Consider the following 23,613-nt stretch of genomic DNA (forward strand, 5'->3'; position numbering starts at 1 on the left):
TGTCTAAATTGCCCGGTCTTTAGAAGTGTTGTTCTTTCTAGGGGTAAAAACCCACTGATCGCACGCGGTGGATGGGTGAGGAGGTTCGAGGCGGTCGGGGGAAAATTTGGCGCTGAGATGATTTGGAATGCTTGAACTAGAAAATTGATGCTATTGGTATTAATGTTCCAGATTATTGGCGTTGTTAGGTGAATTTTATTTTGTTTCTTTTGGTTTTGAGAAGAAATAGGAATGTCTGTTTTGGCCATTTGTGCGAAGATAGGACAATAGTGCTGACATAAGTGCATTGGCATGAATGCAAGGCCCCTAAAAGAAAAAAGCAAGGGGTTGCTGTCAATGCAAGTGCCGTTCAGGTGGAGGTCTGACGGTGCGTATCCCGGTCTCCTGTCTTCTCTGGTGTCTGCGCGGAGAGGCAAGGGGGCGGCCATGTTTCAATGAGGGAGGATTTCAAGATGTCCGAACATGGACCTCTGTCTTTCAACGTGCCTGAACCGATGGGGCGTCCCGGTGACGAGCCGGACTTTTCCTATCTGGATGTGCCAAGGGCGGGCACCGTGCGCAAGCCGCCGGTGGATGTTGACCATCAGGATATTCGCGATCTGGCCCGCACCATGATCCGGGTGTTGAACCGGGATGGAGATGCGGTTGGCGAATGGGCCGATCCGGTCGAGGATGAGACGATCCTGCATGCTCTGCGCAGCATGATCCGCACCCGCGCCTTTGATGAACGGATGATGACCCTGCAACGGCAGGGCAAAACCTCCTTTTACATGAAATGCACCGGCGAGGAAGCAATTGCCATCGGGCAACAACTGGCTCTTGCGCCGGGGGACATGAATTTCCCGACCTATCGCCAGCAGGGGCTGTTGCTGTGTCAGGATTATCCGCTGGTCGATATGATCAGCCAGATCCTGTCCAACGCCAATGATCCATTGCGCGGGCGTCAGTTGCCGGTGATGTATAGTTCGAAGAAACATGGCTTCTTCTCCATCTCGGGCAATCTGGGCACTCAATATGTGCATGCGGTGGGCTGGGCGATGGCCTCGGCCATCAAGGGTGACACCAAAATCGCCACCGCCTGGATTGGTGATGGCTCGACGGCAGAGAGCGATTTTCACGCTGCTTTGGTCAATGCTTCGGTCTATAAGCCGCCTGTGGTTCTGAATGTGGTCAACAATCAGTGGGCGATTTCCTCCTTCCAAGGCATTGCCGGGGGGGATTCGGCGACCTTTGCCGAGCGGGCCCATGGCTTTGGTATTCCGTCCCTGCGGGTTGATGGCAATGACTGGATCGCGGTTTACAATGTCTCGCGCTGGGCGATTGAACGGGCGCGGCGCAATCTTGGCCCGACGCTGATTGAATGGGTGACCTATCGGGTTGCTCCGCATTCTACCTCGGATGATCCGGCCCGCTATCGGCCACGCAAGGAATCGGACGCCTGGCCGTTGGGAGATCCGGTCCTGCGGCTGAAGAATCATCTCATTAAAAGGGGTCTCTGGAGCGAGGACCGTCATGTGCAGGCCGAGGCTGAATATGCGCAGGAAGTGAAAGCGGCGACCAAAAAGGCCGAATCCTTCGGCGTGATGGGTGGCGGTTCGACCGCGCGGGACATTTTCGACGATGTCTATAAAGACATGCCGCCCCATTTGCGCGAGCAGCGCCAGAAGCTGGGAGTGTGAGCCATGGCTGAAATGAATATGGTGGAAGCCATTCGCGATGCGATGGACATCAAAATGGCGCAGGACCGGGATGTGGTGGTTTTTGGCGAGGATGTCGGCTATTTCGGTGGCGTGTTTCGCTGCACTGCCGGTTTGCAGGAAAAATATGGCAAGGACCGGGTGTTTGACGCGCCGATCAATGAAAGCGGCATTGTCGGGGTGGGGATCGGCATGGCGACCTATGGTCTGCGGCCCTGCGTCGAGGTGCAATTTGCCGATTATATCTATCCGGCCTATGATCAGATTGTCTCTGAAGCCGCACGGCTGCGTTATCGCTCGGCGGGGGATTTCACCGCGCCGATCACCATTCGCACCCCATGCGGTGGCGGCATCTTTGGTGGCCAAACCCACAGCCAGAGCCCGGAGGCTTTGTTCACCCATGTCTCGGGGCTGAAAACCATCATTCCGTCCAACCCCTATGACGCCAAAGGCCTGTTGATTGCGGCGATCGAGGATGATGATCCGGTGGTCTTTTTCGAACCCAAGCGGCTCTATAATGGCCCGTTTGACGGTCATCATGATCGCCCGTCGAAAAGCTGGGCGGGGCACCCTTGGGGGGATGTGCCGCAGGGCCATTATATTGTGCCGATTGGCAAGGCCGCGATCCGCCGTGAAGGGGCGGCGGTGACCATTCTCGCCTATGGTACGATGGTCTATGTGGCCGAAGCCGCTGTTGCCGAAACAGGGATTGATGCGGAAATCATCGACCTGCGCACATTGCTGCCGCTCGATATCGAAACCATTGTCACGTCGGTGCAGAAAACCGGTCGTTGCATGATCGTGCATGAGGCGACCTTGACCAGTGGTTTCGGAGCCGAGTTGGCCGCCCAAGTGCAGGAACGCTGTTTCTATCATCTCGAAGCGCCGATTGCGCGGGTGACCGGCTGGGATACGCCTTATCCGCATGCGCAGGAATGGGATTATTTCCCCGGACCGAAGCGGGTCGGCAAGGCGCTTGTTGCCATGATGGAGGAAATCTGATGGGCCGGTATAGCATCAAGATGCCCGATGTCGGCGAAGGCATCACGGAAGCGGAAATCGTGGAATGGAATGTGTCGGTCGGCGACTTTGTGCAAGAAGATGACATTCTTGCCGCCGTCATGACCGACAAGGCGACGGTGGAGATCCCGTCTCCGGTGACCGGGACGATTTTGGCGCTGCATGGGGAGTTGGGTGAGACCACTGCCGTTGGGGCTGAAATCATCGCGCTGGAAGTGGATGGTGACGGGGAAGAACACGCAGACGACAAAGCCGAAGATCTGTCAGACGCTGCCTCAGATGTCGCTCAGGACGTCTCTCAAGTCGCCAGCAAGGACGAAACACCGGACGTCCAGCCAGAGGTTGCTGCCGTGGCACCGACCTTTCAGGCTTTGGCTCCGACCGGTCTGCCGCGTCCTGTGGGCGAGAAGCCGCTGGCCTCCCCAAGTGTGCGGCGGCGGGCGATGGATGCGGGGGTCCGTCTGGCCTTTGTGCAAGGGACAGGTCCGGCCGGGCGCATTTTGCATGAGGATCTCGACGCCTATATTGCGGGTGGGGTGCGCTTGCCAGTGCAAGTGAGCGAGGCCGCCGTGCCGCTCAAAAATGGCGTGGAAGAATGGCGGGTGATTGGTCTTCGTCGCAAGATTGCCGAGCGGATGCAGGATTCCAAAAGCCGCATTCCGCACATCACCTATGTCGAGGAAATTGACGTCACGGATTTGGAAAAGCTGCGTCGTCACATGAATGAGACCCGCAAGAGCGATCAGCCGAAGCTGACCATTCTGCCGTTTTTGATGCGGGCGATGGTCGTGGCGGCGCGCGAAGTGCCGAAAATCTCGTCCCATTATGACGATGAGCAAAATCTGGTGCGCCAATATGAGGCGGTGCATATCGGCATGGCGACCCAGACCGATGGCGGCCTGATGGTGCCCGTTGTCCGTCATGCTGAAGCGCGCGGGGTGCGGGACATGGCCGATGAAATCCGCCGTCTGGCGGATGCGGCCCGCGATGGTTCGATCACAAGGGACGAGCTGACCGGTTCGACCATCACCATTTCGAGCCTTGGGGCAATGGGCGGGATCGTCTCGACCCCGGTCATCAACAGCCCGGAGGTGGCGATCATCGGCGTCAACAAGGTGGTGATCCGTCCAATCTATATCGACGGGGAATTCCAGCCGCGACAGATCATGAATCTCTCTTCCAGCTTTGATCATCGGATCATTGATGGCTGGGATGCGGCGGTCTTCATCCAGAAAATCAAGAGCCTGCTGGAACATCCGGCATTGCTGTTTGTCGAATAGGAGGGCCAGAGGATGAATCGGAAAAAAGGATCGAAATCCTGCGATGTCCTGGTGCTGGGGGCCGGGCCGGGGGGCTATACAGCCGCCATTCGGGCAGGGCAGGCGGGCTTGAAGGTGGTGATTGTCGAGGGCGAAAAAGCCGGCGGCACTTGCCTCAATGTCGGCTGCATTCCATCCAAGGCGCTGATCCATGCGGCGGCGCAGTTCCAAAAGGTCAAAGGGTGCGAACAGGAGAATGTCTTTGGCATTAGCCTTGGAGGCGGCTCTGTCGAGATCGACTTCTCCAAGACGATTGGCTGGAAAGATGGCATTGTGGAACGCCTCTACAAGGGCGTGGAAGGCTTGCTGAAAAAGGCCGGGGTCGAGCATATCATTGGCTGGGGTCGGATGCTGGATGGCAAGACCTGCGAGGTGAGCGGCAAGGATGGGCCGGTGCTGATCCATGCGGAGCATGTCATTCTGGCAACCGGGTCGGTGGCGAGTGCTTTGCCGTCTCTGCCCTTTGGCGGCAAGGTGATCTCCTCGACCGAGGCTTTGGCCCTGACACAAGTGCCGGACAAGCTGGTGGTGGTCGGTGGCGGCTATATCGGGCTTGAGCTTGGCACCGCCTTTGCCAAATTCGGCTCAGAGGTGCATGTGGTGGAATTTGCCGACCATATCCTGCCCCATTATGACCGGGAAATCGGCAAGCTGGTGCTGCAATCGCTCAATAGTCTCGGTGTCACCGTGACAATAGGGGCTGCGGCCAAGCAACTGAGCGAGGATGGCTCCGGTTTGGTGGTGGGCCTCAATGATGGCAGCGAGGTTACCCTGCCTGCGGATAAGATTTTGGTGACAGTAGGGCGCAAGCCCCGGCTTGAGGGCTGGGGGGCGGATAACCTTTATCTGACCATGCGGGGCGGTTTCATCGCGATCAATGATAAATGCCAAACCTCGATGACCGATATTTATGCGATTGGCGATGTCACCGGCGAGCCGATGCTGGCCCATCGGGCGATTGCCCAAGGGGAGCTGGTGGCGGACATTCTGGCGGGCAAGCCAAGAAGGTTTGATCCGGCTGCGATCCCTGCCATTTGCTTCACGGACCCGGAAGTGGTCTCGGCTGGTCTGTCGCCGAATGAGGCTGAGGCCGCAGGGTATGAAACTGTGATCGGGCAATTCCCCTTTGCTGCCAATGGCAAGGCGATGGCGAGCGTTGCTGAAAGTGGCTTTGTCCGGGTGGTGGCTCGCAAGGACAATCATCTGGTGCTGGGCATTCAGGCGGTTGGCAAGGGTGTGGCTGAGCTGGCCGCAAGCTTCGGGCTGGCGCTGGAAATGGGGGCGCGGCTGGAAGATATTGCTGGCACCATCCATGCCCACCCGACCCAAGGGGAAGCCTTGCAGGAGGCGGCCTTCGGGGCGCTGGGGCATACGCTGCATATCTGAGCTATGCGCAAGATCAAAGAAGGCGGCCCTGATGGTCGCCTTTTCTATTGTTGTTTCTATTTGGCTTTTGTTCTGGCTTGCCCTGCCGCAGGCTTTGGGGCATAGAACAGCCATGAGTGAAACAGCCCATCCGCCCAGTCTGACCCCGCCGCTGGTCAATTATCTGCCACCACAGGAGCCTTACCTGTCGGTGCTCTATGCGGACGACCATATTGCGCTGGTCGACAAGCCGACCGGGCTGTTGAGCGTGCCGGGCAAGGATCCGGATCATTGGGATTGTCTGGAATATCGCGCCCAGCAGCAGTTGGGCGACGCGCGGATTGTCCATCGGCTTGATATGGATACATCGGGCATCATGGTTTTGGCAATGAATGCCGACAGCCACCGCAATCTGGGCCGGCAATTCGAGAAACGCAAAACTCAGAAAAGCTATGTTGCGCGGGTCTGGGGGCATCTGGCCGAAGAGGCGGGCAATGTAGATTTGCCGCTCATTTGCGATTGGCCGAACCGACCCAAACAGATGGTCTGTTTTGAGCGAGGCAAGCCTGCCAAAACCGATTGGCAATTGCTCAGTCGTGATGCGACGAGCAGTCTGGTGCGCCTCATACCCCATACGGGACGCTCACATCAATTGCGGGTCCATATGCTCAGTCTGGGGCATGTGATTTTGGGAGATCGCTTTTATGCGCAAGGCGAGGCGCTCGCTTCTGCGGATCGGCTGATGCTGCATGCGGAGCGACTGGGGCTCATCCATCCTGCAAGAGGCGAGTGGATGGATTTTGAGAGCCCCTGTCCCTTTGCATAATCAAAGTTTTGCGGCGAAGCGGCTTATTGCTTTTTCCAGTTGATGACGATCTCGTTGACTTCTTTGGGCCCTTTGTTGCGCCCCGAGATGGTTTGAAACTTACCGTCTCCGGTGAGGAAAAAGCTGATGAAAACCTCGTTGGTGCCATCCGTGCCTTTCAGGCGCAACCGGTTGGGTTCGGCGTTGCCTTCCAGACCGATCTTGGCCATGCTGCCGGTTTGCAGTATCGGTGTGCCAGACACATAGCCGTTTGCATCTTCGGTCAGGGTGGAGCTGAAGCTTGAGGTCAAAGAGACCGATCCGCATCGGCCACTGAGCGACAGGGTGTCACTGTTGGCACGGAACTTGGCCTTGATACGGCAGGCGATCGGATCATCATGGGGGTTGCTGCCCTTGTGGTGGATGGTGCCAAGGCCGCGCCAGCTGCCATGGAGCTCTTCCAGAAAGGTCTTGGCCGAGGCCGGGCTGGCGGTGACAAAGGCGGACGCGCCAAGAAGCATGAGGGGCAATAACCGGATGGTGCGGTTGAGGCTCATTCTATCTTCCTTTCAGTCTTCCTAATCTTTGCTTTTGCCCGCTTCAGTCGGGCCGTTTTCGGCCCGCTTTTCGAGGGCAAGCAGGAAACTCGGGAGAATATAGAGATCAGCCAAAAGCGCCACAAATAAGGCGGTGATGACCAGCTGGCCGAACAGGGCAACCGACGGCAGGGTGCTCAATTGTGTCATGCCCAGACCGGCAACCAGAAGCATGGTGGTGGCCAGAACCGCGGGTGTGATGGCGCCAATCGCGCGGGCCATGGCCTGACTGTGGCTGTCGTCCGGATTGGTATGGCGGCAGAGGCGATATTGATTGAGCAGGTGGATCGAATTGTCGACCGCGATGCCAAAGGCAATGGTCAGGGCGATGACGGCCGTCATGTTGAGCGGTTTGTCAACGATCCAGAAATAGGCTTCGACCGTGAGGATGGGAATGAGGTTTGGCAACAGAAATGCAATGCCGAAGCGGATTGAGCGAACCAGCAGCATGATGGCCAGAATGACAATGATGATCGCGCCGATCAGACCGGTTCTAAGGTCGGAAATCAGGTTCGGCGTTTCCTTGGCGGTCAACAGGGATAGCCCGGCCAACGTGACATGATCTCCCAAACCATCGGCTTCCAGCCCGTTGATCAAGCCATCGGCATAGGCGCTGATCTGTTCTGCCGCCAGCATGGTGCCAAGGGGAATCGGTACCAGATAGGCCAGCCCATCCTTGCTGATGAAGCGGGAGAGGAGCACATTGTCCTCTGGCAGGTCAGCCCCTTCGAACCGTTGCAGCATCGCCACAATCGGTTCCGGGTCGATGGGCTTGGTGATGCGTTTGTTGAGAGAGGTCAGAATGGCCTCAAAGGTCTCCCGGTCCGACGCATTCAGGCCTTTCTGGCCATCTGGGTCTTTGAGAATTGCATAGAGCTGGCCGGAGCCTCCGAGCTTTTTTTCGATCAGCACTTCATCCTTGCGGATTTGCAGGTCTTCAGACAGATAGTCTGTCACGCGGAAACTGGCTGGCAGGATGATGTGGATGGCAATCAAGCCGACCGACAGGGCACAAGCGACGCTGAGGATGGTCTTGCGATGGAAGGTGGCAAGCCAGATGGCCGGGCGTCCGGGACTTTGCAGAAAGGGAGGCGTCGCGACTGTGTCCGTGTTGCCCTTCTTGAGCAGGAAATGAGACAAGGTCGGCACGATCAGAATGACGGACAGGAAGGCCAGCATGATGCCGACCGCACCGGTGAAGGACAAGCGCTCCATGGTGGTTGCGCCGCCAAGGCCAATGCCGATAAAGGCGAGCGAGGTGGTCAGGCTGGCAAGGAAACAGGCCGGGCCCGTGGTGGTGATGGCATAGGCGATGGCGTCCTTGCGCGGCAGGCCGTCAGACCTTTTGCGCTGGATCGACATATAGAGATGCACCCCATCGGCAAAGGCGACGACAATGACCATGGTTGGCACGATGGTGGTGAGGAAATCAACCGGAATGGAGAAAAGTGCCAGAAAGCCGAAATACCAGATCACCCCGGTGACCGGAGGCACCGAGCAGATCAGCGCGCCGCGCCAAGACCGGAAAATGGCACCAGCCACCACGACGCAGAGCAGGATCGAGGCGATGGTCAGTTTGGTCTGGTCCCCATGCAGGGTGTCGCGGATGGTGCGTTGGATTTCCGGGATGCCGACAAAGGACAGGGTGAAGGCTTGCTGATAGGGGGCGGCGAGTGCCTTGATTTCGGCAAGACTTTCCGGGGTCAGTTTGGCGGATTTGCCCTCTTCGGCAGAGCCGGTCATCAGGGAAATGAGCGTTACGGTCAGGTCTTCGCTGAGCATTTTGTCTGCGAGCGGTACCTGTTGTCGGAGGGCGTCAAGCCGCTCGGCAATCGGTTTGGTGCGGATTTGCGGGCTGGTGAGGAAAAAGGATGGCTCTGCCAGCTCGTCGCTGTCCTGTGAAGCGGTTTGCGTTGCCCGTGTGACATCCGGCAGGGAAAAGATGGAGAAGGCCGCTTCAACCTGACTGGCAAATTGCAGATCGAGCAGGAAAGTCTGAAAGGCCTGATAGGTCTCGGGGTTGGAGAGATCCGCGCTCTTGATCAGCAGCAGTTCGTCCTGCGAGAAGGCGCGAAAGCGGTTTTCCAGTGCCACAAAGCTGCGATAGCTCTCGCTATCATTGGCCAGATTGTCGGTGATGTCACCGGTGAAGCGCGTCTGTGTGACCATCAAATAGGTGGTCAGCAGGGTGACAGCCAGTGCGATAATGGCAATCAACGGGGCATTGGAGGCAATTTTGGGAGCCGCCTTGTTCAGACCAAGACTTTGCATGTCGGTCGATACTCTCACTCGTCGAGGCGGGCGCTCTCCTCGGTCTGGGCATCGGCATAGAACCAGCTGTGCCAGTTGCTTGCCTGCTCAAGACCCTGCTTGATCTGATCAGGAACAATGAAACTGCGTCCCAGCCATCTGGTCATATCGACCGGAAGATCAGGGAAGATGCTGGAGACCAGTTCAGTGCAGATCAATTGTTGCTGGTTGAGCCCGTCCAAATTGTAGTCATAGGCTTTTCCCATATTTTCCACGATGCGGTCAAAGTAAAAATCGGTCTTCTGCAAATTGTCCGACCTGAAAATAATGATTTCATCAGCATTGAGTAGCTCATCAAGACTGCCCATGCGAACACCAAAACGGTCCGACTGGACGACGGATCGTCCATCCCGAACAGCGTTGAGAAGCTTTTTGTAACGCGGATTTTCGTCCCATTGACGTTGGTGCCAATCGGTTCCGTCGCCAAGCCAGATCGCCACATGGGTATAATGGCCCGGTGTGGTCATGGCTGTCGCCTTGAAGGGGGCGGCGATCAGCAAAATATCAAAGGGTTTTAGGCCGTCAGTGACCGTTTGGACCAGCTCGGGATGATTGGACAGATGGCCTTTGCGTGTTTCGATCAGCCCGATACTGTTGGCATAGGAACGGGTAACAAGGGTGAAAAAGCTGCTGAACAGGGGTTTGGCTCGATAAAGGCTGTTGCCCATATCTGCTCCAAGAAGACCCAATAGCAGGATTAGCAACCCCAGTCTGACCGTGGGGAGCCTGACGGGCTTGAGTCTTTGCACGTCGGGATAACAGGTCTGGTCTGTTGTGCTCATGATCGGTTCGGGTCACTTCTGAGGTGGCTTCTGGATGGTCGCTTGTTCTGTTAGGTCAGCTTTGTGGTCGCTTTTTGATAAAAGGATGCGCCTCTTTTCATAAAACTGCAACTTATGCGCCTAGCAAGGGCTACATCTGTACGATTTGGGCACAAAGGTTGATCGGGAGTTTCTCGGAAACGTCCTGAAAATGGCGATTTTTTGTTACTAGTTGCGAATGCTTCTTAAAAGCAGTTGTAATTATTGGAAGGGCTTGTTAGGCTCGTCCCTGTTGCAGTTCTTTGCCTTATGGAAAGATGGTTTGATGAAGCTTTTGAAGAGATTGGCCGTGGTGGTGATGATGATCACCCTGTTGCCAATGCAGGCGGCCTTCGCTGCTGAGAAGACATTCAAGGTGGTGACGACCTTTACGGTCTTTGCCGATATGGCGCGCAACATTGCAGGGGATGTTGCCGAGGTGGAATCGATCACCAAGCCGGGTGCCGAAATCCACAATTATCAGCCCACCCCGCGTGACTTGATCCGCGGTCAGGGGGCGGACCTCATTTTGTGGAATGGTCTCAATCTGGAGCTTTGGTTCGAGCGCTTTTTCCAGAATTTACGCGATGTGCCGAGTGTCGTGCTGACAGAGGGTATCGAGCCGATGTCAATCAATGCGGGGCCGTATGAGGGCAAACCGAACCCACATGCCTGGATGTCGCTCAGTGACGCGTTGATCTATGTGGAGAATATCCGCAAGGCGCTGGTTAAGTATGATCCTGATCATGGCGACATCTACAATCGCAATGCTGAGATCTACAAGGACAAGATACGGGCGATTTCTGATCCGATCCGGGACAGTCTGGCGGCGATTCCGGACGATAAGAAATGGCTGGTGACCAGTGAAGGCGCCTTCAGTTATCTGGCACGGGACTTTGGGCTCAAGGAACTGTTTCTCTGGCCGATCAATGCGGATCAGCAGGGTACACCCAAGCAGGTGAAGCGGGTGATCGACACAATCCGGGCCGAGGGCATACCGGTGATCTTTTCCGAAAGCACGGTATCTGACAAGACCGCCAAACAGGTGGCCGAGGAAACCGGGATCAAGTATGGTGGCGTTCTCTATGTGGATTCCCTGTCCGAAGCCGACGGACCGGTTCCGACCTATCTTGATCTGTTGAAAGTGACCGCGCAGACCATCGCGGATGGGCTGGCAAAGCAATAGGACCTGTCCCGGCATGCTCCCAAGTGCCGGGCAATTGAAACGCTAGAAGGCATTGTCTTGTCGCATGAGCCTGGCTCCATGTGACAAGCTTTGTTTTGGTTGATTGTTGAAGATGACCATGAAAAATGCGCCTGTCCGACAGGGTGAGATGTCGGAAATCGGACTGGAAGCCTGCGATATCACTGTGACCTATCGCAATGGCCATACGGCCCTGCATGACGCCAATTTCACCGTCCCGCGTGGCTCGATTGCAGCGCTGGTCGGGGTCAATGGGTCGGGCAAGTCCACCCTGTTCAAGGGGCTGATGGGCTTTGTGCCACTGGCCAAAGGCTCTGTGACCATTCTAGGTATGCCGGGGGCGGAGGCTCTCAAGCATAATCTTGTGGCCTATGTACCGCAGGCCGAAGACGTGGACTGGAACTTTCCCGTGCTGGTCGAGGATGTGGTGATGATGGGGCGCTATGGCCATATGAATTGGCTGCGCATTCCGTCCAAACATGATCATGCGATGGTCCAGCAGGCGCTGGAACGGGTCAGTATGCAGGATTTCCGCAAGCGCCAGATCGGTGAACTGTCCGGCGGTCAGAAGAAGCGGGTTTTTCTCGCTCGAGCGCTGGCACAGGAAGGCAAAGTCATTCTGCTTGACGAGCCGTTCACCGGGGTCGACGTGAAGACAGAAGAGCAGATTATCACTCTTCTGCGAACCTTGCGCGATGAAGGCCATGTGATGCTGGTCTCCACCCACAATCTGGGGTCGGTGCCGGAATTTTGCGACCGCACCATCATGGTCAATCGCACGGTGCTGGCCTCTGGTCTGACGAGCGATGTTTTCACTCAGGCCAATCTCGAAAAGGCCTTTGGCGGGGTTCTGCGCCATTTCATTCTGGGTGGCGAAGAGCTGCATGATGATGATGATACGCGTCAAGTCACCGTGCTGACCGATGATGAGCGGCCGCTGGTGCTCTATGGCGAGGCCGAAGAGACCGATGGCGATGCTGCTGGCCATGTGTCCGGCAGCAAGGGGTGAGACATGGAGACACTGCTTGAACCCTTTGCCTATGACTATATGCGCAATGCCATGTTGATCAGCACGCTGGTCGGAGCCATTTGTGCCTTTCTGTCTTCCTATCTGATGCTCAAGGGCTGGTCGCTGATCGGCGATGCCTTGTCCCACTCCATCGTGCCCGGTGTCGCCGGGGCCTATATGCTTGGACTGCCTTTCTCGATTGGCGCATTCATTGCCGGCGGGTTGGCCGCGACCACCATGCTGTTTCTCAATCAGCGTACCAAGCTGAAGGAAGACACGATCATCGGGTTGATCTTTACCTCCTTTTTCGGGCTTGGCTTGTTCATGGTGTCCCTGTCACCAACCTCGGTGAATATTCAAACCATCGTACTGGGCAATATTCTGGCGATCACCAAAAGCGACAGTTTGCAATTGTTGATCATTGGCGGGGTGACCCTGACGATCCTGTTGCTCAAATGGAAAGATTTGATGGTCGCTTTCTTTGATGAAAGCCATGCCCGGTCCATCGGACTCAATCCCGATTGGCTGAAGGTGTTGTTTTTCACCTTGCTCAGTGCGTCGACGGTGGCGGCCTTGCAGACGGTGGGGGCTTTTCTGGTCATTGCTATGGTGGTGACACCGGGGGCGACAGCCTATTTGCTGTGTGATCGCTTTCCACGGCTGATTTTGGTGTCGGTGCTGATTGGTTCTCTTACCTGTTTTGTTGGTGCCTATATCAGTTACTTTCTGGATGGGGCGACGGGCGGCGTGATTGTGGTTCTGCAGACGCTGATCTTTCTGGTGGTTTTTCTGCTGGCCCCCAAGCATGGCATGCTGGCCGCCCGCCGCAAGGCGCGCGAGGCACTGAAGCCCAAGGAGACGGTGGTATGAGCGACTTTCTCGATATGGCCTTGATGCCTTTTCTGTTTCCTTTCATGCAGTCGGCCTTTTGGGTGGCGGTGATTGTCGCCGTGCCGATGGCGCTTTTGTCCTGTTATGTGGTGCTGAAGGGCTGGTCCCTGATGGGGGACGCCATTTCCCACGCCGTCTTCCCCGGCGTCGTGATCGCTTATCTGTTGAATATCCCACTGGTTGTTGGGGCCTTTTGTGCCGGGATGTTTTGTGCGGTTTTTACCGGTTGGCTGAAAGAGAATAGCCGGGTGAAGGAAGACACGATCCTCGGCATCGTCTTTTCCGGCATGTTTGCCTTTGGCATTGTGCTCTATCTGAAAATTGAGACAGAGGTGCATCTCGATCACATTCTCTATGGCAACATGTTGGGTGTGCAGTGGCATGAGCTGATGACTGCGTTGCTTGTCGGACTGGTGACCTGTGCGTTCATCCTGCTCAAGCGGCTTGACCTGTTGGCCTATGCCTTTGATCCGCAACATGCGATGGCCATAGGTCTTCCGACGCGGTTTTTGCATTATGGATTGCTGGCGGTGATTTCTCTCACCGTGGTGGGCGCTTTGACGTCGGTGGGGCTGATTTTGGCGATTGCCTATCTGATTGCACCCGGAGCGATTGCCTTCTTGCTGACCCGCACCTTCAATGCCATGCTGATCGTTGCGGTGGTGGTGGCTGTGGGCTGTTCGATTGTTGGGGTCTATCTCAGCTTCTTTCTCGATAGTGCCTCGGCGCCGACCATCGTGCTGGTCATGTCCACCCTGTTCGTGATCAGCTTTGTGATGAGCTTGTCACGCAATCGAGCGATCTCACGACAAATGGTGGTTTCGCGCGGTGGTGATCATCACTATCACCCGTAACGGACGTGGTGGGCCTGCCTTGCGCAAGTTGTGAACAGCAAAGCGCGTTTATGGATCTGCTGTTTCGGCTTAGTGATTATCCGGGGCTTGTTTGTGACGGGAGAGTGGGAGTATCCCTGTCGCAGATTTGAGTTGGAGGAATCATGTCTGCTTTTACCTTTCGAACCACGCCCTGCATCCGTGCTGAGGCTGGGGTGTCAGCAAAGCTTGGCCCGGAGATTGCCGCCCAGTTTGGCCGTTCGATCCTGATCGTGACGGACAAGGGGCTGGTGGCAGCCGGGCTGCTTGCCCCCTTTATCGCGTCTTTGGAAAAGGCAGGCGTCAAGGTTGCTGTGTTCGATGAAGTGGTGGCGGATCCGCCCGCCTGCGTCGTGGAAGCGGCAAAAGCCCATGCGCTGGACCATCAGGTGGAGGCGATCATCGGCTTTGGTGGTGGCTCATCTCTTGATGTGGCCAAGCTTGTCGCTCTGTTGGTTGGCGGCGGCGAGGCTCTGGAGGATCTGTATGGCGTCGATCAGGCCAAGGGTAACCGCCTGCCGTTGATCCTCATTCCCACCACTGCCGGAACAGGGTCGGAAGTCACGCCGATTTCCATCATCACCGTTGGTGAAGGGGAGAAGAAAGGGGTGGTGACGCAGCAACTGATCCCTGATTGGGCGGTGCTGGATGCGGAGCTGACCCTTGGGTTGCCTGCTGAAGTGACGGCAGCGACCGGGGTGGATGCCATGGTGCATGCCATTGAGGCCTATAGCTCCAAGTCTCTCAACAACAATCCGATTTCAAAGGGCCTCGCCAAGGGGGCGCTTGAGTTGCTCGGGGCCAATATCGTGGCAGCGGTACGCGATGGCAGCAATCTCCAGGTTCGCAGCAACATGCTGTTGGGGTCGCTGATTGCAGGTCAGGCCTTTGCCAACAGTCCTGTGGCGGCGGTGCATGCGCTGGCCTACCCAATCGGCGGGCTTTATCATGTGCCGCACGGGCTATCGAATGCGCTGGTTCTGCCCCATGTGATGGCCTTCAATGCAGCCGTTTGTGATGAAGCCTATGGGAAGTTGGCCCCGCTGGTCTTCCCGGATCTGCGGCTGGTTGCGCCGGATCGCCGGACGGCCCAGTTCGTTGCCCGGATGGCCGATCTCTGCTCGGAATTGGGGCTGAAAACCCAATTGCGTCAGGTGGGGATCGAGCGCAGTGATCTACCACATCTGGCGTCAGAAGCCATGAAGCAGACCCGCCTGTTGGTCAACAATCCGCGCCCAGTGGATGAGGTGGCTGCTTTGGCGATCTATAAGGCCGCTTGGTAGGGTGCTTTAATGCCCTTAGCTGCGCTTGAGGCGCTCCAGCGTCTCATGCAGGCTTGAGAGAAAGCGCGAGCGGTCGGCTTTGGAAAAAGGCGGCGGGCCTCCCCCCACTTCTCCCTGCTCGCGCAGATCGGCCATCAAATTGCGCATGGCGACAGCCGAGCCGATGCTGCTGTCGGTGAAGGGTTTGCCGTTGGTGCCAATCACTGGCGCACCCTTGTCTATGCAGCGCTGGGCCAGCAAGATATCGGCGGTGATCACCACGCTGTTGCCGTGCGCCGCGTCGGCAATGCGATCATCGGCGACATCCGGGCCATCCTCAACCTTGATGAAGGTGACCGGCTGGTCACGGGGGATGCGCATGAAGCTGTTGGCGACCAGCGTGACCGGCACCTGATGCCGCTCGGCAACCTTGTAAATCTCTTCCTTCACCGGGCAGGCATCCGCATCAACGAGAATCTCGAGCGGCTTGGTGTCTTTGCTCGTCATTGTCTTGCCTCTTGATTCCGTTAGCTGCGATCGATGAGACAGATCTGGATGTCAGCGACGTTGGTGCCGGTCGCGCCGATCTCGATATGATCGCTTGAGGCTTGCAATGCCTTGTAGCTGTCATTGTTGGCCAGCAGAGCCGCAGGGTCTGTATCTGCATCTCGCATTCTTGCAAGGCTATCCGGATCAACCAGCCCTCCGGCACTGTCGGTCGGGCCATCGCGGCCATCGGTGCCACCGGACAGGAACACCCAACACCCGGTGATTGGTTCGGCCTCTGCGGCCAGAGCAAAGCGGGCTGCCAGTTCCTGATTGCGGCCCCCCTTGCCATCGCCTTTCAGGGTGACTGTGGTCTCTCCGCCCCAGATATAGGCTGTCTTGTGACCATTTGGGGCTTCGGCCACTGCGTCACGCAGCATGGGCGCGACCTCTTCGACATCGCCCTCGAGCAAATCATCGAGGATCAGTCCACGCCAGCCCATTGGCAGGGCTTCGAGAATGGCTTCAAGGCTGATGGCGTTCGAACCGATCAGGCTGTTGCTGCTGTTGGACAGATCGGCGGGGGGGCTGTCTTGCTCGCTGCTGGCCTTGGTTTCAAGGGCCGTTCGTACCGCGCCGGGCAAGGCATCAAGCAAGCCCTTGTCTGCGAACAGGGCCATGGCGTCCTTGGCAGTTCCCAGCGGCGGGCTGGTCGGGCCGGAGGCGATGGTGCTCAGATCATCGCCGACCACGTCTGAGAGAATATAGCTTTGCACCTTGGCCGGGTGGGCCAATTGGCTGAGACCGCCACCTTTGAGCTGCGACAAGGTCTGGCGGACGAGGTTCATTTCATGGATGGCGTAGCCATTGGCCAGCAGCAGCTTGTTGACGGCGATCTTGTCCTCAAGGCTGATCCCGTCAATCGGAGCAGGGACAAGGGCGGAGCCGCCGCCGCTGATCAGCACGATCACCTGATCTTTAGCCGTTGCGCCTTCTAGCAGAGCGATGATGGCCTGACCGGCGGCAAGGCCATTGGCATCTGGGACCGGGTGTCCGGCGGCAAAGCAGGAGGCCCCATCAATCGCCTTGGCATTTTCATAATTGGTGACCACCAAGGCCTCAAAGGGCGTGCCGTCGGGCAGGGCCTTGAGGCAGGTCTCCGCCATGGCGTTGGCGGCCTTGCCCAGCGCAATGATCAGGTAACGGCCGGTTTCAAGCGGTAGCAGAGGGTGCTTTTCAAAGGCGCGTGCCAGCCCATGGGCCGGATTGGCCGCATCCACACCCACCTGAAATAACGCCAGAGCCAGATCTCTCAAGGATTGGTTGTCCTTCTGCTGCTCTGCCATCTGCTTCTCTCCCTTTGGCGTGATTTTCTGTCATCGAATTTGGGCAGACTATAGAAGTGGCCACAGCAAAGGGCCAGAGTTTATGGGTGGATTGTTGGGTGAGGCACAAAAAAATAATGCCCTGCTCCCAAGTGATCGGGTGCAGGGCATGAGGGTCATCCGGGCGGGTCCGATTGCATACGTTATCGGGGAGAGGCAGTATGCGTTTCGGCGGCCCCCCGTCGCAGATGACGGTGCCTCTGGGGAGAGGCTTCGTTGGCTCACTTACGAAAGTAACTTTAATACTTTCGTCTTAGCCGGGGAAGTTATACCTTTGAACAGGCCTGTCCAATCCCCAGATTTTCCACTCGATCCCCAGATTTCCGCCATTCTTGCGGTCAGATGGTCACTCTTCGCCACGGCGATAGAATGTCATGGATTCCCAGTCGCGGCGGTCCGGATGGATGCGTGGCTCGGATTTGCCTACATTTTTGAAGATGTTGAGGGCGAAAGAAAAGGGCGTGCTGTTTTTGTCGAACATGGCTTACCTCATCATGCTGTTTCGAGCCTGCCTTGGCCCGAATTTGCGCTGCATTCTGTATGATCTTTTCAGCTGGTTTGATGTCTAAATTCCGGGGCTGATTGGATCGGATGCTGTGGTTGCTGTGTGTGTTTTCTGTCTGTTGTTGGCTCTATTCTGCCATTTTTCTAATTTTTCGGAAGAGATGATTGTGCGACACACCTATGCATAAAATGCATGGATATATTTTTCGGAATGCAAAATAATTATGACGATACAAAAGGCTGACGGGATTGACTTTTTGTGATACGTTCTCTTTATGTTCCTTTTGTGCCCGGTTTTGGCGTCGCTTTTGTTGATGCATCCTCCGGGCTTTCACTGGTGCTTATCAAGGAGGGGGTTCTCATGTCTCAGTCTCTTTCCCAGTCTTTGGCGGATGCTTTTCCGCTCAAACAGGGGCGGGTGCATGAAGTGGTCGGCCATGGGGGGGTGGTTTTTGCGGCGATCGCTGCCGGTATGGCCCGTTGCCCCGATCGCAAGACCGGGTATCAGGCACGGGCTGTTTTGTGGCTGGTTGAGGGATGGCGCAGCGATCAGCTCAATCCGCACGGGCTGGCTGCCTTTTGTGACCCGGAGCATCTGCTTTTGGTACGGGTGCCCGACCACAAATCGATGCAGGCCTGTGCCGAAGAGGCCTTGCGCTCCGGTGCGGTGGCGGCTGTGGTGGCGGAAATGGCGCAACCGGTTTCCTTCACCGCCGGGCGACGGCTGCAGCTGGCTGCTGAAGAGGGGCGGGCGACGGGTATCCTGTTGATTGGCGAGGGGATGGGGACCAATGCAGCGGAAAGCCGCTGGCATTGTGCACCGCTTTTTCGGCAGACTCCTGCGGACTCCTCCCTGTCATCCTATGCAGGGCGGTCTGGTGACTCGACTCTACAACGCTGGCAGATTATAAAGAACAAATCAGGAACATTGGGAAGTTGGGATATCATCTGGGATGCAGAGACGCGTCGTGTCATTGTGGTTTCCGAGGCTGGCGAGCGACCGCATTATGCGGCACCAACCGGCGATGATGCCTTTTGCGCTCACGTGGCAGCAGAATAACACCGAGCGCCTTTATTGCCTCAATGGGCTGGCCGAGCAGGAGGGGTTGGAGCGGGGCATGGGACTGGCCGATGCCCGTGCCCTGTGTCCAAACTTGCAGACCATGCCGGCGGATCAGGACGCCGATCATCAGTTTCTTCTGTTGCTGGCCCGTTGGGCGGGGCGCTATTGCCCTTGGGTCGGGCTGGAAGGGGAGGATGGCCTGGTGATGGATGTCACCGGATCGACCCATTTGTTTGGTGGCGAGTTGGCTTTGCTTGAGCGGCTTGAGGAGCGGCTGGGCCATGCGGGCCTGTCAGTGCAAATGGGGCTGGCGGAGACACGCGGCGGGGCGTGGGCGCTGGCTCATTATGCGCAAGACCGGCCGTTGTCCGAGCGGCTGGTGGCGCCGGGTCAAAGCTTGTCGGCGCTCGGGGCCTTGCCAGTGGCGGCCTTGCGGCTTGAGGACAAGCTGGTGACCGGGCTGTTGCGGCTGGGGGTGCGCAGCATCGAAGAGCTTTATGCCTTGCCGCGCGCGACACTGACCCGGCGCTTTGGTCTTGAGCCTTTGATGCGGCTCGATCAGGCCTTGGGGCATCGGGAGGAAGCAATTTCGCCCCTGACGGAACCGGCCCATTATGGGGTGCGGATGAGTTTGCCCGAGCCGATTGGCCTGACCGAGGATGTGATGGCGGTGGCGGGGAAATTGCTGGACCGGCTCTGCGACAAGCTGGACCAGCGCGGCGCTGGCGCGCGGGTGTTGCAATTGACCATGCGGCGGCTGGATCTGGCCGCCAGTCAGGTGGAATTGCGCCTCGCGCGCTCGATGCGGGAGGCCGAGCGGATCCTGCCTTTGTTCGAACGCGGGGTTGGCGAGGTGGATGCAGGCTTTGGCATCGACATGGTGCGGCTGGAAGCGCTGGCCGTCGAGCCGATGGCGGCCGAGCAGACGGTGCCTGCTGCACTCGTTTCTCAGATGGACGCAGGAGCGAAGAACAAGGCAGTCTCCCAGCCGCTTGATGATCTGATCACCCGGCTTGGTAGTCGGATCGGGCTGGACAATGTGTTGCGCTTTTTGCCCGCCGACAGCCATGTGCCCGAGCGCAGCTTTTCGCTGCAGCCTGCTGCGTGGAGCATGGCGGTGGATGAATGGCCCAAAGCTGGATCTAAAGCAGCTCCTGTTTCTGGCCCAGTCTCTGGCCCAGTCTCTGGCCCTGTTTCTGGCTTACCGCGCCCTGTGCGGCTGTTTCCGCCCGAGCCGATTGTCTTGCCCCTTTCATCAGACGAGCACACCGCCCGGCGAGAGCCTCCGGCCCATTTCCGTTGGCGGCGGATGCAGCTGGCAGTCAGCCGCGCCCGTGGGCCGGAACGGATTGCACCGGAATGGTGGTGGGAAGACCCGCTCTGGCGGTCGGGTTTGAGGGACTATTGGTGGGTGGAAACCCGGCAGGGCTGGCGCTTGTGGCTGTTTCATACGCCACAGAACCGGCTGTCCCACTTGTCGAGCTGGTTCGTGCAGGGGGAATTTGCATGAGCGCCCCAGATGATCAGGTGCAGAGCAAGAACGCTGGCACAGCGGCGCAAGGAAAGTCAGCCCAAGGAACACCGGCCAGCGGCCCGCATCCCGGACCTCAGCCCGGTGCGGTTTCAGCGCAGCAATTCGAGCAATTGCGACCGCCGCTTTATTCCGAGCTTTGCGTGATATCCAATTTCACCTTCCTCAAGGGCGCTTCGCATCCGGAGGAATTGGTGACACGGGCCGCTGAACTGGGATTGGAGGCGATCGCCATCACCGACCGCAATTCACTGGCCGGGGTGGTGCGGGCTTATTCTGCGCTCAAAGAATTGCAGCGCGAAAGCGATGAAGCGATCAAGGTGCGCTCGAGCCAGCGGATCAATCCCTCGAGCCGCGCGGTGCTGGACACTCCCCATCAGCAGCCTTTGACCCGACCCGAAGGCGTGAAGCTGCCGCGGCTGATTGTCGGGGCGCGGCTGGTGCTGGAGGATAGCAGTCTTGACTGGGTGGCGTTGCCGACGGATCGGGCCGCTTACGAGCGGCTGACCCGCTTGCTGACCCTTGGCAAAAGGCGGGCGGGCAAGGGCGCGTGCCATTTGCTGCATGGGGACATGCTGGGCGGCTGTTCGGGGATGATGTTGATTGCCCTGCCGCAGCAAGGGCTTGGCCATGGGGATGTGGTGGCGCACATCAAGGCGGCGGTGCAGCGCTTTCCCGGCTCGGTCTTTTTAGGCGCGGCGCCTGCCTATAATGGCTCGGATCAGCTTTATTTTGATGCTTGCTCAAGCCTTGCCTATCGGCTGGCCGCACCGATGGTGGCGGTGGGGGATGTGTTGATGCATCACGGCAAAAGGCGGCAACTGGCCGATGTGCTGACCTGCATGCGCGAGCATATCACCATCGATGAAATCGGCGCGCGCGCCCTGCCCAATGCGGAGCGACGGTTAAAGGGGGCGGCGGATATGGTGCGGCTTTATCGGCGGTATCCGGCGGCGCTCAGGCGGGCCAATGAAATTGCCCGGCGTTGCAATTTTTGTCTCAGCGAATTGAGCTATCAATATCCCGATGAGGTGGCGGGGGACGAGGGGCCGCAGGCGCGGCTTGAACGCCTGACCCGGCAAGGTCTCAAGCGGCGCTATCCGCAAGGGGTGCCAGAGCAATCGCAAAAGCTGGCCGACAAGGAGCTGGCGCTGGTCGAAAAGCTCGGCTTTGCTGCCTATTTTCTGACGGTGCATGACATTGTTGCCTTTGCCAAGGGACAGGACATTCTGTGTCAGGGGCGCGGGTCGGCGGCCAATTCCATTTTGTGCTATGCGCTGGGCATCACCGATGTGGCGCCGGAAACCATCACCATGGTGTTTGAGCGCTTTGTCTCGGAGCATCGCGGCGAGCCGCCGGATATTGACGTCGATTTCGAGCATGAGCGGCGCGAAGAGGTGATCCAGCATATTTATCAGAAATATGGTCGCCACCGGGCGGGGCTTTGCGCCACGGTCATTCATTTCCGCTCGCGCTCGGCGATCCGTGAGGTCGGCAAGGTGATGGGGCTGTCGCAGGATGTGACGGCGGCCCTGTCCGGCCAGATCTGGGGCTGGTCAAATGAGGGCGTTGATATGGGGCGGATGCGGGAGCTGGGGCTGGAACCCGGCGACCGGCGGCTGATGCAGACCTTGCGGCTGATTGCCGAGATTGTCGGTTTTCCGCGCCATCTGTCCCAGCATGTGGGCGGCTTTATCATCACCAAGGGACGGCTGGATGACCTTTGCCCGATCGAGAATGCGGCGATGGAAGACCGCACCATCATCGAATGGGACAAGGATGACATTGATGCGCTGGGTATCCTCAAGGTTGATATTCTGAGCCTTGGCATGCTGACCTGCATCCGCAAGAGCTTTGATCTGTTGCGCAGCCATGAGAGGCTGGATTTTGTCATCGGCACCGTGCCGCAGGAGGATAAGGCGACCTATGACATGCTGTGCGTTGCCGATGCGGTGGGGGTGTTTCAGGTGGAAAGCCGGGCGCAGATGAATTTCCTGCCGCGGATGCGTCCGCGGCGCTTTTATGATTTGGTGATCGAGGTGGCGATTGTCCGGCCCGGGCCCATTCAGGGCGGCATGGTGCATCCTTACATCAATCGGCGGCAGGGGCGTGAGCCGGTGCATTATCCGTCAGCCGAGCTGGAAGCGGTGCTGGGCAAGACCCTCGGGGTGCCTTTGTTTCAGGAACAGGCGATGCAGATCGCCATTGTGGCGGCGGGCTTTTCGGCCGAAGAAGCCGACCGGCTGCGGCGCTCGCTGGCGACCTTCCGGCGGATGGGGACGATCCATACCTTCCGTGAGCGTTTCATGGCGGGGATGATGGCGCGGGGCTATGACCGGGACTTTGCCGAGCGGTGTTTTTCGCAGATTGAGGGCTTTGGCGAATATGGCTTTCCCGAAAGCCATGCGGCGGCCTTTGCCATGCTGGCCTATGTGTCGGCATGGTTGAAATGCCATCATCCGGCGATTTTTGCCTGCGCCTTGCTCAATTCCCAGCCGATGGGTTTTTATGCTCCGGCGCAGATTGTGCGCGATGCGCGCGAGCATGGGATCGAGGTGCGGCCCATTTGCGTCAATCATAGCGGCTGGGACAATGGGTTGGAGCGGCGCGGCGACGGGGCATGGGCCTTGCGGCTTGGTTTTCGCCAGATCAAGGGGTTTTCGCAGGAGGATGCGGTCTGGATCGAGGCTGCGCGAGGCAATGGCTATCCCGATCCGCAGAGCTTGTGGCAGCGGGCGGGTCTGTCCTCGGCGGCCTTGGAGCGGCTGGCAGAGGCCGATGCCTTTGTTAGTATGGAAATGGATCGGCGCGAGGCGCTCTGGCAGGTCAAGGCTTTGTCGGGCCTCAAGCCGTTGCCTTTGTTCAATGATCCGATTGACGGGGAATGCATCACCGAGCCGAAGGTCCAGTTGCCCTCAATGCATCTGGGAGAGGAAGTGGTGGAGGATTATGTCGCCACGCGCCTGTCTCTTAGAGCTCATCCGATGGAATTGCTGCGCCCTTCGATGCCGGATTTGACCTGCCACGGGGACTTGCTGACTTGCACGCAAAAGAAGGTCAGCGTCTGTGGGCTGGTGGTGACACGGCAAAGGCCGGGGACGGCGTCAGGGGTGATTTTTGTCACTTTGGAGGATGAAACCGGAGTGTCGAATGTGGTGGTCTGGCCGAAAGTCTACAAAGCCTTCCGCCGGGCGGTGATTGCCGGGCGGTTGCTGCGGGTGCATGGCCATTTGCAGAAGGAAGGCATTGTCGTTCATTTGATTGCCGAGCGGGTGGAGGATTTGTCTCACCGCCTGTCCGAGCTTGGTCACCCGCTGGATGATGCGGTGGGCATCACCAATCCTCAGGCTGATGAGGCGCCACGGGTCAAGCCCTCCAAAGCCTTGGCGCGGTCGCGCAGTGTGGCGCGGGCACGGCATCCGCGTGAGCAGGCCAAGAAACTGTTTCCGAGCCGGGATTTCCATTAAACAGGGGGTCTTGTTGGTGCGGCAAAG

19 protein-coding genes are annotated in these 23,613 nt (G+C 57.9%); 13 read left to right on the plus strand and 6 right to left on the minus strand.

From position 1 onward, the window contains the following. Positions 1-452: 452 nt before the first annotated feature. The 5 genes from FDK21_RS00530 (at position 453) to FDK21_RS00550 (ending at position 6,227) form a co-directional block, all read left to right on the plus strand. Positions 453-1,679 carry a 3-methyl-2-oxobutanoate dehydrogenase (2-methylpropanoyl-transferring) subunit alpha gene (locus FDK21_RS00530; RefSeq protein WP_114010694.1) on the plus strand — a complete coding sequence of 409 codons (1,227 nt, stop codon included), beginning with the start codon at positions 453-455 and terminating at the stop codon, positions 1,677-1,679. Between the two features lie 3 nt (positions 1,680-1,682). Continuing rightward, positions 1,683-2,699 carry an alpha-ketoacid dehydrogenase subunit beta gene (locus FDK21_RS00535; protein ID WP_138147143.1) on the plus strand — a complete coding sequence of 339 codons (1,017 nt, stop codon included), beginning with the start codon at positions 1,683-1,685 and terminating at the stop codon, positions 2,697-2,699. Beyond that, on the plus strand, positions 2,699-3,997 hold the full coding sequence (locus FDK21_RS00540) for a dihydrolipoamide acetyltransferase family protein (RefSeq protein WP_138147144.1): 1,299 nt from the start codon (positions 2,699-2,701) through the stop codon (positions 3,995-3,997). The genes FDK21_RS00535 and FDK21_RS00540 overlap by 1 nt, the downstream gene beginning before the upstream one ends. 12 nt (positions 3,998-4,009) lie before the next feature. Next, positions 4,010-5,422, plus strand: coding sequence for a dihydrolipoyl dehydrogenase (gene lpdA, locus FDK21_RS00545; RefSeq protein WP_138147145.1), 1,413 nt, complete (start codon positions 4,010-4,012; stop codon positions 5,420-5,422). A 112-nt stretch (positions 5,423-5,534) separates the two neighbouring features. Continuing rightward, positions 5,535-6,227, plus strand: coding sequence for an RluA family pseudouridine synthase (locus FDK21_RS00550; RefSeq protein ID WP_138147146.1), 693 nt, complete (start codon positions 5,535-5,537; stop codon positions 6,225-6,227). 23 nt (positions 6,228-6,250) lie between these two features. Here FDK21_RS00550 and FDK21_RS00555 read toward each other — a convergent pair whose 3' ends face one another. The 3 genes from FDK21_RS00555 to FDK21_RS00565 are packed head-to-tail and all read right to left on the minus strand — an operon-like array spanning position 6,251 to position 9,780. Further along, positions 6,251-6,763, minus strand: coding sequence for a hypothetical protein (locus FDK21_RS00555; protein WP_114010699.1), 513 nt, complete (start codon positions 6,761-6,763; stop codon positions 6,251-6,253). A gap of 21 nt (positions 6,764-6,784) precedes the next feature. Beyond that, the gene (locus FDK21_RS00560; RefSeq protein WP_138147147.1) at positions 6,785-9,073 is read right to left on the minus strand and encodes an MMPL family transporter; all 2,289 of its coding nucleotides are present in this window, start codon (positions 9,071-9,073) and stop codon (positions 6,785-6,787) included. Between the two features lie 14 nt (positions 9,074-9,087). Continuing rightward, entirely contained in the window at positions 9,088-9,780 is a 693-nt protein-coding gene (locus FDK21_RS00565; RefSeq protein WP_171021892.1) for a YiiX/YebB-like N1pC/P60 family cysteine hydrolase, read from the minus strand. Positions 9,781-10,198: 418 nt separating this feature from the next. Here FDK21_RS00565 and FDK21_RS00570 point away from each other — a divergent pair, with 418 nt between their 5' ends. The 5 genes from FDK21_RS00570 to FDK21_RS00590 all read left to right on the plus strand — a co-directional run bounded on the left by FDK21_RS00570 (position 10,199) and on the right by FDK21_RS00590 (position 15,171). Then, positions 10,199-11,098: a metal ABC transporter substrate-binding protein gene (locus FDK21_RS00570; RefSeq protein WP_138147148.1), complete on the plus strand. Its 900-nt coding sequence runs from the start codon at positions 10,199-10,201 to the stop codon at positions 11,096-11,098. 148 nt (positions 11,099-11,246) lie between these two features. Then, the gene (locus FDK21_RS00575) at positions 11,247-12,125 is read left to right on the plus strand and encodes a manganese/iron ABC transporter ATP-binding protein (protein WP_114010857.1); all 879 of its coding nucleotides are present in this window, start codon (positions 11,247-11,249) and stop codon (positions 12,123-12,125) included. A 3-nt stretch (positions 12,126-12,128) separates the two neighbouring features. Then, the gene (locus tag FDK21_RS00580; RefSeq protein ID WP_114010703.1) at positions 12,129-12,995 is read left to right on the plus strand and encodes a metal ABC transporter permease; all 867 of its coding nucleotides are present in this window, start codon (positions 12,129-12,131) and stop codon (positions 12,993-12,995) included. Next, entirely contained in the window at positions 12,992-13,870 is an 879-nt protein-coding gene (locus FDK21_RS00585; protein WP_138147149.1) for a metal ABC transporter permease, read from the plus strand. Before FDK21_RS00580 ends, FDK21_RS00585 begins: the two co-directional genes overlap by 4 nt. A gap of 143 nt (positions 13,871-14,013) precedes the next feature. Beyond that, positions 14,014-15,171 (plus strand): iron-containing alcohol dehydrogenase, encoded by a 1,158-nt coding sequence (locus tag FDK21_RS00590; protein WP_138147150.1) that lies wholly within the window; start codon positions 14,014-14,016, stop codon positions 15,169-15,171. A gap of 15 nt (positions 15,172-15,186) precedes the next feature. Here FDK21_RS00590 and FDK21_RS00595 read toward each other — a convergent pair whose 3' ends face one another. From FDK21_RS00595 to FDK21_RS21020, 3 genes are all read right to left on the minus strand, one after another. Beyond that, positions 15,187-15,657: a YaiI/YqxD family protein gene (locus tag FDK21_RS00595; RefSeq protein WP_114010706.1), complete on the minus strand. Its 471-nt coding sequence runs from the start codon at positions 15,655-15,657 to the stop codon at positions 15,187-15,189. Positions 15,658-15,677: 20 nt separating this feature from the next. Then, a complete protein-coding gene (locus tag FDK21_RS00600) occupies positions 15,678-16,982 on the minus strand; it encodes a DUF4147 domain-containing protein (RefSeq protein WP_138147151.1) in 1,305 nt (434 codons plus the stop codon). A gap of 385 nt (positions 16,983-17,367) precedes the next feature. Continuing rightward, complete coding sequence (locus FDK21_RS21020) at positions 17,368-17,502, minus strand: hypothetical protein (protein WP_280955318.1); 135 nt, start codon at positions 17,500-17,502, stop codon at positions 17,368-17,370. Between the two features lie 384 nt (positions 17,503-17,886). Between FDK21_RS21020 and FDK21_RS00605 the strand changes: the two genes are divergently transcribed. Genes FDK21_RS00605 through FDK21_RS00615 form a run of 3 tightly spaced genes read left to right on the plus strand, consistent with a single transcriptional unit; the run spans position 17,887 to position 23,586 of the window. Further along, the gene (locus FDK21_RS00605) at positions 17,887-18,585 is read left to right on the plus strand and encodes a hypothetical protein (RefSeq protein ID WP_138147152.1); all 699 of its coding nucleotides are present in this window, start codon (positions 17,887-17,889) and stop codon (positions 18,583-18,585) included. Continuing rightward, positions 18,533-20,098 carry a DNA polymerase Y family protein gene (locus tag FDK21_RS00610; RefSeq protein ID WP_246657463.1) on the plus strand — a complete coding sequence of 522 codons (1,566 nt, stop codon included), beginning with the start codon at positions 18,533-18,535 and terminating at the stop codon, positions 20,096-20,098. Before FDK21_RS00605 ends, FDK21_RS00610 begins: the two co-directional genes overlap by 53 nt. Next, the gene (locus tag FDK21_RS00615; protein ID WP_138147154.1) at positions 20,095-23,586 is read left to right on the plus strand and encodes an error-prone DNA polymerase; all 3,492 of its coding nucleotides are present in this window, start codon (positions 20,095-20,097) and stop codon (positions 23,584-23,586) included. The genes FDK21_RS00610 and FDK21_RS00615 overlap by 4 nt, the downstream gene beginning before the upstream one ends. Positions 23,587-23,613: the final 27 nt, after the last annotated feature.

This window comes from Cohaesibacter sp. CAU 1516 (assembly GCF_005771485.1).
Lineage (GTDB): Bacteria > Pseudomonadota > Alphaproteobacteria > Rhizobiales > Cohaesibacteraceae > Cohaesibacter > Cohaesibacter intestini.

Bases quoted from the DNA above. Each gene is read 5' to 3' on its own strand.
- FDK21_RS00530 (WP_114010694.1), top strand. From the start codon at position 453: ATGTCCGAACATGGACCTCTGTCTTTCAACGTGCCTGAACCGATGGGG.
- FDK21_RS00535 (WP_138147143.1), top strand. From the start codon at position 1,683: ATGGCTGAAATGAATATGGTGGAAGCCATTCGCGATGCGATGGACATC.
- FDK21_RS00540 (WP_138147144.1), top strand. From the start codon at position 2,699: ATGGGCCGGTATAGCATCAAGATGCCCGATGTCGGCGAAGGCATCACG.
- lpdA (WP_138147145.1), top strand. From the start codon at position 4,010: ATGAATCGGAAAAAAGGATCGAAATCCTGCGATGTCCTGGTGCTGGGG.
- FDK21_RS00550 (WP_138147146.1), top strand. From the start codon at position 5,535: ATGAGTGAAACAGCCCATCCGCCCAGTCTGACCCCGCCGCTGGTCAAT.
- FDK21_RS00555 (WP_114010699.1), bottom strand. From the start codon at position 6,763: ATGAGCCTCAACCGCACCATCCGGTTATTGCCCCTCATGCTTCTTGGC.
- FDK21_RS00560 (WP_138147147.1), bottom strand. From the start codon at position 9,073: ATGCAAAGTCTTGGTCTGAACAAGGCGGCTCCCAAAATTGCCTCCAAT.
- FDK21_RS00565 (WP_171021892.1), bottom strand. From the start codon at position 9,780: ATGGGCAACAGCCTTTATCGAGCCAAACCCCTGTTCAGCAGCTTTTTC.
- FDK21_RS00570 (WP_138147148.1), top strand. From the start codon at position 10,199: ATGAAGCTTTTGAAGAGATTGGCCGTGGTGGTGATGATGATCACCCTG.
- FDK21_RS00575 (WP_114010857.1), top strand. From the start codon at position 11,247: ATGTCGGAAATCGGACTGGAAGCCTGCGATATCACTGTGACCTATCGC.
- FDK21_RS00580 (WP_114010703.1), top strand. From the start codon at position 12,129: ATGGAGACACTGCTTGAACCCTTTGCCTATGACTATATGCGCAATGCC.
- FDK21_RS00585 (WP_138147149.1), top strand. From the start codon at position 12,992: ATGAGCGACTTTCTCGATATGGCCTTGATGCCTTTTCTGTTTCCTTTC.
- FDK21_RS00590 (WP_138147150.1), top strand. From the start codon at position 14,014: ATGTCTGCTTTTACCTTTCGAACCACGCCCTGCATCCGTGCTGAGGCT.
- FDK21_RS00595 (WP_114010706.1), bottom strand. From the start codon at position 15,657: ATGACGAGCAAAGACACCAAGCCGCTCGAGATTCTCGTTGATGCGGAT.
- FDK21_RS00600 (WP_138147151.1), bottom strand. From the start codon at position 16,982: ATGGCAGAGCAGCAGAAGGACAACCAATCCTTGAGAGATCTGGCTCTG.
- FDK21_RS21020 (WP_280955318.1), bottom strand. From the start codon at position 17,502: ATGTTCGACAAAAACAGCACGCCCTTTTCTTTCGCCCTCAACATCTTC.
- FDK21_RS00605 (WP_138147152.1), top strand. From the start codon at position 17,887: ATGTCTCAGTCTCTTTCCCAGTCTTTGGCGGATGCTTTTCCGCTCAAA.
- FDK21_RS00610 (WP_246657463.1), top strand. From the start codon at position 18,533: ATGCGGCACCAACCGGCGATGATGCCTTTTGCGCTCACGTGGCAGCAG.
- FDK21_RS00615 (WP_138147154.1), top strand. From the start codon at position 20,095: ATGAGCGCCCCAGATGATCAGGTGCAGAGCAAGAACGCTGGCACAGCG.